General features: G+C 62.3%; 10 protein-coding genes. 1 reads left to right on the forward strand and 9 read right to left on the reverse strand.

Annotated elements, in window-relative coordinates; all coding sequences use genetic code 11:
* Positions 1 to 150 precede the first annotated feature (150 nt).
* The 4 genes from narH to Q0L94_RS17895 all read right to left on the reverse strand — a co-directional run bounded on the left by narH (position 151) and on the right by Q0L94_RS17895 (position 8,470).
* A complete protein-coding gene (gene narH, locus Q0L94_RS05435; protein ID WP_296750939.1) occupies positions 151 to 1,719 on the reverse strand; it encodes a nitrate reductase subunit beta in 1,569 nt (522 codons plus the stop codon).
* A 10-nt stretch (positions 1,720 to 1,729) separates the two neighbouring features.
* On the reverse strand, positions 1,730 to 5,488 hold the full coding sequence (locus tag Q0L94_RS05440) for a nitrate reductase subunit alpha (RefSeq protein ID WP_296750942.1): 3,759 nt from the start codon (positions 5,486 to 5,488) through the stop codon (positions 1,730 to 1,732).
* An 81-nt stretch (positions 5,489 to 5,569) separates the two neighbouring features.
* Complete coding sequence (locus Q0L94_RS17890; RefSeq protein WP_366799242.1) at positions 5,570 to 7,183, reverse strand: MFS transporter; 1,614 nt, start codon at positions 7,181 to 7,183, stop codon at positions 5,570 to 5,572.
* A 33-nt stretch (positions 7,184 to 7,216) separates the two neighbouring features.
* The gene (locus tag Q0L94_RS17895) at positions 7,217 to 8,470 is read right to left on the reverse strand and encodes a nitrate/nitrite transporter (protein WP_366799244.1); all 1,254 of its coding nucleotides are present in this window, start codon (positions 8,468 to 8,470) and stop codon (positions 7,217 to 7,219) included.
* A 271-nt stretch (positions 8,471 to 8,741) separates the two neighbouring features.
* Between Q0L94_RS17895 and Q0L94_RS05450 the strand changes: the two genes are divergently transcribed.
* Positions 8,742 to 9,290: a cytochrome c5 family protein gene (locus Q0L94_RS05450; protein ID WP_296750953.1), complete on the forward strand. Its 549-nt coding sequence runs from the start codon at positions 8,742 to 8,744 to the stop codon at positions 9,288 to 9,290.
* A 96-nt stretch (positions 9,291 to 9,386) separates the two neighbouring features.
* Here Q0L94_RS05450 and Q0L94_RS05455 read toward each other — a convergent pair whose 3' ends face one another.
* The 5 genes from Q0L94_RS05455 to Q0L94_RS05475 all read right to left on the reverse strand — a co-directional run.
* A complete protein-coding gene (locus tag Q0L94_RS05455) occupies positions 9,387 to 9,989 on the reverse strand; it encodes a nitrous oxide reductase accessory protein NosL (protein ID WP_296750943.1) in 603 nt (200 codons plus the stop codon).
* Positions 9,989 to 10,354, reverse strand: a complete 366-nt coding sequence (locus Q0L94_RS05460; RefSeq protein WP_296750946.1) for a DUF6516 family protein — start codon at positions 10,352 to 10,354, stop codon at positions 9,989 to 9,991. The genes Q0L94_RS05455 and Q0L94_RS05460 overlap by 1 nt, the downstream gene beginning before the upstream one ends.
* Complete coding sequence (locus Q0L94_RS05465; protein WP_296750947.1) at positions 10,351 to 10,623, reverse strand: hypothetical protein; 273 nt, start codon at positions 10,621 to 10,623, stop codon at positions 10,351 to 10,353. Before Q0L94_RS05465 ends, Q0L94_RS05460 begins: the two co-directional genes overlap by 4 nt.
* Before the next feature lie 5 nt (positions 10,624 to 10,628).
* Positions 10,629 to 11,150, reverse strand: a complete 522-nt coding sequence (locus Q0L94_RS05470; protein WP_296750950.1) for a nitrous oxide reductase accessory protein NosL — start codon at positions 11,148 to 11,150, stop codon at positions 10,629 to 10,631.
* A partial coding sequence (locus Q0L94_RS05475; protein ID WP_296750952.1) for an ABC transporter permease subunit occupies positions 11,147 to 11,770 on the reverse strand: 624 nt, incomplete at its 5' end. The genes Q0L94_RS05475 and Q0L94_RS05470, both read right to left, overlap by 4 nt.

Below are 11,770 nucleotides of genomic sequence, written 5' to 3' on the forward strand. Positions count from 1 at the left end.
CCTGGCGTTCATCCGGCGCGATGGCGGCATCCTCGCCGATGATCGTCATGAGCTCGGGCACGGCCTGCAGCATGGCCTGATCCGGGTACTCGAACAGCGCGGAGAGCAGCTTGAAAAGCGTCGTGGTGTTGTCTGACATGATGTTCTCCTTCAGTAGTCGCGGCGAGCAATCGGGATGACGCGGCGGGAAGGCGCTTCTTCCTTCGATTCCACCGTCTCCTTGCGACGCTCCGGGAACAGGGAATTGCCGGAAATGCCCGCCGAGGAATCGTTGCCGAAGGTAAAGCCGTTCTGCCCCTGGAAGCCGTAGAAGTCTTCCAGCCGCACCTCTTCATGCCCGGTCGGAATGACGAAACGGTCTTCGTAGTTGGCAATGGCCAGATAGCGATACATTTCCTTGGCCTGGTCTTCGGTGATGCCGGCTTTCTCCAGTGCGCGGGTATCCGCCACGCCTTCCACGTGCACCGAACGCTGGTAGCTGCGCATCGCGATCAGACGGTTCAGCGCGCTTTCGATCGGCGCGGTCTTGCCGGCGGTGAGCAGGTTGGCAAGGTACTGGATCGGGGTGCGCATGGTTCCCGCCAGCGGGATCGCGCCGTCGGGGCCGACCGGCAGGTTGCCCTGGTCGATCTGCGACTGCACTGGGGAGAGCGGCGGCACGTACCAGACCATCGGCAGGGTGCGGAATTCCGGGTGCATCGGGAAGGCGATTTTCCAGTCGATCGCCATCTTGTAGATGGGCGACTTCTGCGCGGCGATGATCCAGTCTTCGTTGATGCCTTCGGCGCGTGCCGCTGCGATCACTTCCGGATCGTTGGGGTCGAGGAAGATCTTGCACTGGGCCTCGTACAGGTCCTGCTCGTTCTGGGTGCTCGCCAGCGTTTCGATCTTGTCGGCGTCGTACAGCATGATGCCGTTGTAGCGGATGCGCCCGACGCAGGATTCCGAGCACACGGTCGGCATGCCGGATTCGACCCGCGGGTAGCAGCCGATGCACTTTTCCGCCTTGCCGGATTCCCAGTTGTAGAACACCTTCTTGTACGGGCAGGAGGAAATGCACATGCGCCAGCCGCGGCACTTGTCCTGGTCGACCAGCACGATGCCATCCTCCTCGCGCTTGTAGATGGAGCCGGACGGGCAGGCCGCCACGCACGCCGGATTCAGGCAGTGGTTGCAGATGCGCGGCAGATACATGTGGAAGGTGTTCTCGAACTGGCTGTACATCTCCTTCTGGATGTTGTCCATGTTCTTGTCCTTGCTGCGCTTGGAATACTCGCCGGCAAGGTCGTCTTCCCAGTTCGGGCCCCATTGGATCTTGTCGATCTTGCTGCCGTCGATCTGCGACATCGGGCGTGCGGTGGGCGCCGCCTCCGACAGCGGCGCATTCTGCAAATGCGCGTAGTTGTAGGTGAACGGCTCGTAGTAGTCGTCGATTTCCGGCATGTCCGGGTTGGCGAAAATGTTCACCAGCTTGGACAGGCGGTTGCCGGATTTCAGCTCCAGCTTGCCGTTCTTGAGTTCCCAGCCGCCCTTCCACTTGCTCTGGTCTTCCCAGTTTTTCGGGTAGCCGATGCCGGGCTTGGATTCGACGTTGTTGAACCAGGCGTATTCCACGCCCTTGCGGTTGGTCCACACGTTCTTGCAGGTCACGGAACAGGTGTGGCAGCCGATGCACTTGTCCAGGTTGAAGACGAAGGCGAATTGCGCTCTGACTTTCATGTGATTCTCCTTACTTGGTGCCGATGCCGTTGGGATTGCGTTGTGCTTCGCGCTCGGGCGTGAGCGGGCGTTCCAGCCAGTCCACGTCCTTGTCGGCGATCTTGTGCAAGGCCACCATCGTGTCGCGCTGGCTGCCGACCGTCCCGTAATAATTGAAGCTGTACGACAGCTGCGCATAACCGCCGATCATGTTGGTCGGCTTGATCAGCACGCGGGTGACGGAGTTCAGGATCCCGCCGCGCTTGCCGGTGGAAGGCGAGCCCGGCACGTTGACGTTCTTTTCCTGTGCGTGGTACATCATCGCCATTCCGCGCGGGATGCGCTGCGAAACCACGACCCGCGCCACGGTTGCGCCGTTGTGGTTGACCGCTTCGACCCAGTCGTTGTCCTCCAGCCCGATGCTCTTGGCGTCGTCCTCGGCAACCCAGACATAGGGGCCGCCGCGGAACAGGGTCAGCATCCTCAGGTTGTCCTGGTAGCTGGAATGGATGCCCCACTTGGAGTGCGGCGTGATCCAGTTCAGCGACAGGTGCGGTTTGTTGCGCACGGATGCGGGCAGTTTGTCCAGTTCACCCAGATCCACCATCGGCTTGTAGGCGCAGAAGCCTTCGCCGAAGTCCAGCATCCACTCGTGATCCTGATAGAAATGGGCGCGTCCGGTCAGGGTGCGGAACGGAATGTGCTCGTGGATGTTGGTGTAGCCCGCCGTATACGACACCGTTTCCGACTCGATCCCCGACCAGGTGGGTGCGGTGATGATCTTGCGCGGCTGGGCCTGGATGTCGCGGAAGGTGATCTTGTCCTCGTGCCGTCCGGCGTACAGGTGATGGTGATCGATGCCGGTCTTCTTCGACATCGCCGTCCAGGCCTTGTGCGCCACTTCGCCGTTGGTCTCGGGCGCCATGCGCATCACCGCGTCGCACACGCTGATGTCCTCTTCCAGCGACGGCATGCCGAACGACACGCCCTGGTCCTTGACGGTGTAGTTGCACTTCTTCAGCTCTTCGTATTCCTGCTCGGTGTTCCAGTCCACGCCCTTGATGTTGTTGCCGAGCTTGACCATCAACGGACCCAGCGCGATGTACTTGCGATAGGTGTCGCCGAAGTTGCGCTCGACCACTTTCAGGATCGGCATGGTCTTGCCCGGAATCGGGGCGACGCCGTCCCGCTTCCAGTCGGTCACCTGGCCGAACGGCTGCGCCAGCTCCATCGCGGAGTCGTGCTGCATCGGCAGCGCCACGATGTCCTTGCGGGTGCCGAGGTGCTTTTCAGCCAGCGGCGAGAAGGTCTTGGCGATCGACTTGAAGATTTGCCAGTCGGACTTCGATTCCCAGCCCGGCGACACGGCTTCCGACAGCGGGTGGATGAAGGGATGCATGTCGGTGGTGTTGAGGTCGTTCTTCTCGTACCACGTCGCAGTCGGCAGGATGATGTCGGAATAGGCGCCGGTGGAGTTGAGGCGGAAGTTGATGTCCACCATCAGGTCGAGCTTGCCGATCGGCGCCTCGTCGTGCCACTTCACTTCCTTGTTGTCGCGTCCCGCGCCGCCTTCCTGCAGCACGCCGTTCTGCGCGCCCAGCAGGTGCTTGAGGAAGTATTCGTGGCCCTTGGCGGAGGTGCCGATCAGGTTGGCGCGCCAGACGAACAGGTTGCGCGGCCAGTTGACCGGGTTGTCGACGTCGGCGAAGGCGACATCCAGCGAGCCGTCCTGCAGCTTGCCGACGATGTGCTTGCCGATGCCGGCCTCGTCGGTCGCCCCGGCTTTTTCGGCTTCGGCGACCAGTTCCAGCGGGTTGGCGTTCCAGTGCGGCGCCGTGGGCAACCAGCCCATGCGGGAGGCGGCGACGTTGTAATCCGCCAGCGAATAGCCCTTGTTCTTGCGTTTTCCGGCGGGCGACAACAGTTTGTCGGCATCGAGGGTTTCATAGCGCCACTGGTCGGTGTGGAAATACCAGTAGGAGGTGGAGTTCATGTGCCGCGGCGGGCGCTGCCAGTCGAGGGCGAAGGCGATCGGTGCCCAGCCTGCTTGCGGGCGCAGTTTTTCCTGCCCCACGTAATGCGCCCAGCCGCCGCCGGTCTGGCCGACGCAGCCGCACATGTGCAGCAGGTTCATGATCGACCGGTAGGACAGGTCGTTGTGATACCAGTGGTTGATCGCCGCGCCCATGATGACCATCGATTTGCCTTTGGTCTTGGAGGCGTTGTAGGCGAATTCGCGTCCGGTGCGTTCGATGTCGGCCGCTTTCACGCCCGTCACCTTTTGCGCCCACGCCGGCGTATAGGCTACGCTGGCGTCGCTGTAATCCTTGGCGACGTTGCCGCCGCCCAGCCCGCGGTCGATGCCGTACTGCGCAATCTGCAGGTCGAACACCGAGGCGACCAGCGCGGTTTCACCGTTCGCCAGTTTGACCTTGCGCACCGGAACGTTGCGGAACAGCAGCGCATCCTCGTCGTGGTTGAAGTGCGGGAAGCCGACCGAAACCACGTCGTCGCGGCGTTCGATGCAGCTCAGTTCGGCGAGGATTTCGCTCTGGTCGGCGGCATTTTTCGGCAGCAGGTTCCACTTGCCTTCTTCACCCCAGCGGAAACCGATCGAGCCGTTGGGTGCCACAAACGCGTTGCTCTTTTCGTCAAATACGATGGTCTTCCAGTCCGGGTTGTTGGTTTCACCCAGCGCGCCGTCGAAGTCGGACGCCCGCAGCATGCGGTCGGACACGTAGGTGCCGTTCTCGTGCTGGCGCAGCATCACCTGCATCGGCAGGTCGGTGTAGGTGCGGGCGTATTCCTGGAAGTAGGGGTCCTGCTTGGCGATGTAGAACTCTTTCAGCGCGACGTGGCCCATCGCGAGGAATGCCGCCGCGTCCGTGCCCTGGCGGATCGGCATCCAGAGGTCGGAGAACTTGCAGAACTCGGCGTAATCCGGCGCCATGGCGACGACTTTTGCACCCTTGTAACGCACTTCGGCCGCAAAGTGGGCGTCCGGGGTGCGGGTCATCGGCAGGTTCGCGCCGGTGATGATGATGTAGGTGGAGTTGTACCAGTCGGCCGCTTCCGGCACGTCGGTCTGTTCGCCCCAGGTCTGCGGGGAGGCGGCGGGCAGGTCGCAGTACCAGTCGTAAAACGAACCGCAGGCGCCGCCGATGAGCGAGAGGTAGCGCGAACCCGCGGCGTAGGAAATCATCGACATCGCGGGAATCGGCGAAAAACCGTAAATCCGGTCCGGGCCCCATTTCTTGATGGTGTGGACGTTGGCGGCGGCGACGATCTCGGTCATTTCCTCCCAGGTCGAGCGGACGAAGCCGCCGAGGCCGCGCACCGCCACGTATTGCTGGCGTTTTTTCTCGTCGGCCTGAATCGCCGCCCACGCGTCCACCGGGTCGCGGCCGGCCTTGCGCTCGGCGCGGTAGAGGTCAAGCAGGCGTCCGCGGATCAGCGGATACTTGATCCGGTGCGGGCTGTACAGATACCACGAGAACGAAGCCCCGCGCTGACACCCGCGCGGTTCGTGGTTGGGCAGGTCTTCGCGGGTGCGCGGGTAGTCGGTCTGCTGCATTTCGAACGCAACCAGGCCGCCCTTGACGAAAATTTTCCATGAACAACCCCCGGTGCAGTTCACGCCGTGGGTGGAACGCACAACCTTGTCGTGACGCCACCGGTTCCGGTAGGAATCCTCCCATTTGCGGTCCTCGCAGGTGGTGATGCCGTGTTCTCCGGAAAAGGATTCGCGCTGGCGGGTGAAGTAGGTTAGCCGATCGAGAAAGTGACTCATTATTGCTCCTTGCTGTCGCTATGGTTTAGGCGTTGGGGAAGGGGAAAGCGGAGGAAGCCGCACCCCTCTCGTTCCTTTGCTTCATGGGTTCTTGATGTAGGCGTTCTTGCGCAGGTAGAACCACCAGTTCAGTACCAGGCATACGGCGTAGAACGCGGCGAAGCCATACATGGCGATTTCCGGCGTACCGGCCTTGAGTTGGCCGCCGATCACCACGGGTGCGATGAACGAACCGTAGGCGGCCACTGCCGAGGTCCAGCCCAGCACCGGGCCGGCCTGGGTGCGGTCGAAGATCACGCCGACCGTACGGAAGGTCGAGCCGTTGCCGATGCCCGAGGCGGCGAACAGCACGACGAAGACCACCATGAACTGGGCGAAAAAGACTTCCGGCGTGGCCGACTGGTAAGCCTGCATCATGATGTAGCCGGCGTAGGCGGAAGCCACGACCATCACTGCGGAAATGATCTGGGTGACGATGGAGCCGCCCACCTTGTCGGAGATCCAGCCGCCCACCGGGCGGATGAGCGCGCCGACGAAGGGGCCGATCCAGGCGTAAGTCAGCGCCGAAGGGGCATTCGGGTTCTTGGCGTGGACCCAGGTCTGGCTGGCGGCGTCGAACACATGGGTGTCGCCGAAAATCACCGTGATGGACAGCGGCACGGCAGCGGAGAAGCCGATGAAGCTGCCGAAGGTGACCACATACAGTGCAGTCATCGACCAGGTGTGCTTGTTGGAGAAGATGGCGAACTGCTTCTGGATGCCGGCCTTCATCTCGCCGAAGGCGAAGAGACGCATGAGGAGGAGCGTGGCGACGATGATCAGCGGCAGGGCGACCCACATGTTCAGCACGCCCAGGCCGCCCGAGGCGGGGGGCAGGTAGAGGTAGAGCCCGACGCCGGCGGTAACGAAGGCCAGGCCGTACAGCCACAGGATCTTGATGAACGCGGGAATGGTGCCGCCGATGCTGGGGGAGATCGGCAGCAGGTTGTTCATGCCGAAGAAGCCGAGGAAGGCCAGCGGGATCAGCGCCAGCAGCCAGACGAAACCGGCGTTCTGGATGAAGGTCGGCGTGCCGGCGACGATCTTGCCGAGAATCCATCCGGAGTCCTTCATCAGTTCCATCGAGCCACCGGCGAAGGCGCCGAAGATGCCGGCGGTCATCACCAGCGGGATCAGTATCTGCATGGTGGTCACGCCGAAGTTGCCGAGGCCGGCGTTCAGGCCCAGCGCGGTTCCCTGCAGACGCTTGGGGTAAAAGCTGCTGATGTTGGACATGGAGCAGGCGAAGTTGCCGCCGCCGATGCCGGAGAGCAGCGCCAGCAGCTGGAACACCCACAGCGGCGTGTCCTTGTCCTGCAGTGCGAGCCCGGTGCCGAAGGCGGGGATCATCAGCAGCGCGGTGGTCAGGAAGATGGCGTTGCGGCCGCCGGCGATGCGGATGAAGAACGAAGAGGGGATGCGCAGCGTCGCACCGGCGAGGCCGGCGATGGCGGTGAGGCCGAACATGTCCTCCTTGGTGAAGGGGAAGCCCAGGTTCAGCATCTGCACCGTGATGATGCCCCACATCAGCCAGATGGCGAAGCCAAGCAGCAGGCTGGGGATCGAGATCCACAGGTTGCGGCTGGCGATTTTTTTACCGGTCGACTCCCAGAAGGCGTTGTCTTCCGGGTTCCAGTCCTTGATGTTCACGGACATGCAGGTTCTCCTTGAGCGAGTAGGGGGTTGGTATTATTCGAGGGTGCCGGCGCTGGCGGGCTTGATCATCGGCACGGTGCGCACTTCGGTCAGATACATCCAGATCAGCGAGACCCAGGTGACGCCATACATGAGCATGAAGATGCCGCTGTTGATGCCGGTGAGGTCGACGATCGCACCGAACATGATGGGTAGGACGAAACCGCCAAGGCCGCCGATCAGGCCGACGATGCCCGAGATGACGCCGATGTTGGTGGGGTACTGGTCGGAGATGTACTTGAACACCGAGGCCTTGCCGAAGCCCCAGGCGATGCCGAGGATGAACAGCAGGGCGGTGAATACCCAGACGTTGAGGCCGAGGTGCATCGACATCTCGCCCTTGCTGGTCTGCACGACCAGCTCGGTCTGCGGGTAGGAAAGCAGGAACAGGCAGATCCACGACACCCACATCACCCACCAGGTCATCTTGTGCGCGCCGAACCTGTCGGACAGCCAGCCGCCCACCGCGCGGATGATGCCGGACGGCAGCACGAAGATGGCGGCCAGCAGCGCGGCGGTCTGCATCCCGAAACCGTATTCGGTGATGTAATATTTGGTCATCCACAGGCTCAGTGCGACGTAGCCGCCGAACACGATCGAGTAGTACTGGCACAGCTTCCAGACGTTGGGGTCCTTGAGTGCGGCGAGCTGCTCCTTGACGGTGATGTTGCCCGGCACATGGTGGGTGGTGTCGGTATAGGTGAAGATCCAGAACAGGATGGCCATCGCCAGCATGGCGACGGCATAGACCTGCGGCACCGCCTGCCAGCCGTAGGCCACCACCAGCGACGGGGCGACGAACTTGGTCAACGCGGCGCCCGCATTGCCGGCGCCGAAGATGCCCATGGCCAGGCCCTGGCGCTGCTTGGGAAACCAGCGCGCCACGTAGGAGATACCGACCGAGAACGAGCCGCCCGCCACGCCGACGAAAAGGCCGAGCACCAGGAAGTGCCAGTACTCGGTGGCCATGCTGATCAGATAGATCGGAATCACGGTCGACAGCATCAGCACGAAGAACACGATGCGGCCGCCGATCTTGTCGGTCAGCATGCCGAGCGGCAGACGGATCAGCGAACCGGTGAGAATGGGGGTGGCGGCCAGCAGGCCGAACTGGGTTTCATTGAGTCCGAGGTTGGCCTTGATCGGAATGCCGATGATGGAGAACATCACCCACACGGCAAAGCACACGGTGAACGCCAGTGTGCTCAGGCTGAGTACCGAAATCTGCTTGTGCGGCTGGGTAGACATGGTTGTGTCCTTTTCGGTTATTACAGATTTGTTTATCCGAAATGCTGAGTCCAGTATATTGCGCAGAAAAACAGATTAAAAGATGTCGTATTCTCGTTTTTAAGCTAGGAAGTACTCCCAAATGGGTACAGGTAGCATTAACGCAACTCAATGTTATTTAACGGATTGTTTGGTTTCTTTGTGGTGCTCGGTAGTGCATCTGATGTATTGGGGGTAATCCTTCAGTCCAGGGGTAAGCCGGAAAGGGGTGTGTTATATTTTGGCCGTGCTGATGCTGCTGAACCCAATCAAATCCGGGGCTGCCCGTCATTGCATGACGGCAGCCCGTTGCATCGGCTCTACCCATTTCGGGCTTTCAAACCCGCCCAGACTCAACAGGAGATATAGAATGAAGATGACATCACTCGTACTGGCCGTTTCACTGGCGGCTTTGTTGAGTGCTTGCGGGAAGCAGGAGAGCGCTGCGCCGGAAGCTTCGGCGCCCGCCCCCGCAGCACCGGAGGCGGCCGCGCCTGCTCCGGCAGCGGAGGCAGAGGAGGCAGAGGAGACGCATGTGGCGGAAGGCAGCGACCTGGGCAAGAAGGTTTACGGCAACGTCTGCGCGATGTGCCACGCGGCGGGGGTTGCCGGCGCGCCGAAGCCGGGCGACAAAGCCGACTGGGGGCCGCGTATCGCGCAGGGCATGGATACCCTCCACAAGCATGCGCTTGAAGGATTCACGGGTGCAAAAGGCATGATGCCTGCGCGCGGCGGCTCCACCACCCTGTCGGACGACGATGTCAAGGCGGCGGTGGACTTCATGGTCGCCCAATCGAAATAAACGCCAGACACGAACGATCCGGCGCTGAAAATCAAAAGCGGGGGGAGATGCAGATCTCCTCCCGCTTTTTTCATCTGCGCATCCGGCAACCCGGTCTCAGTGGCGATGAGGCGCGTCGCCGCCCATGGACCGGATCAGTTCGGGCGTGACTTGCGTGAATGTCAGCACCTGGCCGCCCCGGCTACGGATAAAACCGTCTGCCGCTGCGCGGCTGGCAAAGGCCGGCAGATCGGCGCCACGCATCGGCCCCAGGGCGGCGGAGCCGCGGACGAAGAAGGCATTCTGGAGTTCGATCCATTGTCCGCTTTCGAAGTCGGTCACGAAGCTGGCGGCCACATCGTTGAGCGTGTAGCTGCGGTTGTATCGATCGACCCTGTGCAGGAATACGAACAGATCGACCGGCGAATCGAAATACTGGGCGGCGCCATCCCTGAACAGGGTTTGCGCCGCCCAGCGCGGGAAGCGGGCGGGGTACATGCCGCATACCGGGCAGCGTGCCTCGGCGGGGATCGGCCTCGGCTCGTACATCGCCAGGCCGGAAGCGGGATCGTAGGGCGTTGCCGGGGCCACGACGCAAAAATCGCTCGCGGGCGGATCGGGCTGGCGGATCGTCCGGCTGCCGGGCGGCAGCAGTGCGATCGCGGCTGCAGCGGCGAACGCCACCGCCCCAAGGGACAGTAGCCGCGCCGGCAGGCGCATCAGGCGATGTCCCGTGCGCCGAACATCGGGTCGGCGATCAGGGCATGGATCAGCCTGTGCAGATTGTCTTGCGGGGAGGCATCGGGGCGCGTGATCGGGTCCGCAACGATGCGGCCGCTCGCATCGTGAAAATGATGCGGGAAGGTCGCAAGCCCGCGGTGCAGGGGGGCGGTATCGATGCCGGACTCGACATCGCCATAGACCCAGCGCAGCGAATAGGCATCGGCGGCGGCATAGCGCACGTCCAGCGTCACGCCATTCTTCAGGCGGACGATCATTGCATCCTGCTTCTGTTCGACCGGCGAATCGAGATCGTCTCCGAAGGCGGCCTCGATCGCCGATCCGAGTTCAAGGTGCAGGCTCATTTCCGGCTGGCCTCCTTGAGGCGTTCGCCGACCATCGCGCGCGCCATGTCGCGGGTGTCGTCGAGAATCCGCGCGGCCAGATAGTGTTCGTAGGCGGGATGCTCGGCCACCGCGCCGCCCTGGATTTGCTGCAGCAGCGCCGCCGCGTCCGCTGCGCCATAGGATAGAAGAACGGCATTGTGGTTCTGGCGCAGTTCATAGATCAATTGCGACAGCTGTTCGAGTTCCGCTGCCGTGCCGTAATCGAGGTTTTCAAAGAAACTGGTCATGATGTCTACATGTGGCTGTCGTGGAGCGCGCCACCGTCCAGCACCACCATGTCGGGTGTGACGTCGGCGAAACGGTAAACCTTGCCGCCGTACTCGGCGGCAAATTTGGCTGCATCCTGTTCCAGCGCGAAACTGGCGATGGTCGGCCCCATGGAGCCGTGCCGCTTGCTGCCGTGAACGTAGAAGGCGCTTTTCGCATCGATCCAGTGATCGCGAGGCTGCTCCCAGTCGGCCTTGCCCATGTCCTGCACGAAAAGACCGCGCACCGCGCGGACCTGTTCGGGCTTGAGATAGAGGTGGAACATTTCCACTGTGTCACAGAAGAAATCCGGCTCGGCCTGACCGGCATAATGGATCTGCGCCTTGGGGCCGGGATAATCGGCGAGCAGCATGCCGTCGAGCGCACAGGACGTGCCCTGGCCGATCTCCAGCGGGACAACCGCGTCCGCGGTCTCCGACTGGCCGCAGGCGGTGAGTGTAGCGGCGGCCAGCGCGGCAAGGATGAGTGCGGATCGTACAAGCTTCATTTGCGGAATCTCCAGGTTGCAATGCCCAATGGTGCCGCAATCCAGGCAAACATCACCAGACCCAGTAGCCAGGGATCGGCCAGGGCGCGGGGAAAAACGGTCGCCAGTCCGTACAGGGTACGGACGTCGTCCAGGGTAAAGATGTTCAGTATACGGAACACGTCGGCCGGGTTCGCCAGCAGCAGGTAGGGGAAAATCTCGCCGCCGTAGCGACCGCCGCTGACGACCAGCGCGCCGAGCAGCAGCAGATCGAACACCAGCACGAAGAAGAACCACAACGCGATGGCCATGCCCGATGCGCGGGTGCGATCCGCGGCAAACACCGACACCATCACCGCGAGGCTGAGGAAGGCCATGCCGAGCAGGACCGAACTGAGCATGAAGCCGAAGTAGTGGAGCAGGGCGGCGAGGTTGAGTTGCGAGGCCAGTACTACGGCGACCAGACCGAAGCCCGCCACAGTGGAGAACGCCAGTGCCGCGGCCAGGCCGAGATATTTTCCCAGCAGCAGTTCGAAGCGGGTGATCGGCATCGACAGCAGCAGATCGAGCGAGCCGCGTTCGCGTTCGCCGACGATGGCATCGAAGCCGAGGATCAGCGCGATCAGCGGAATCAGGTAGAT

Source organism: Thiobacillus sp. (assembly GCF_024708915.1).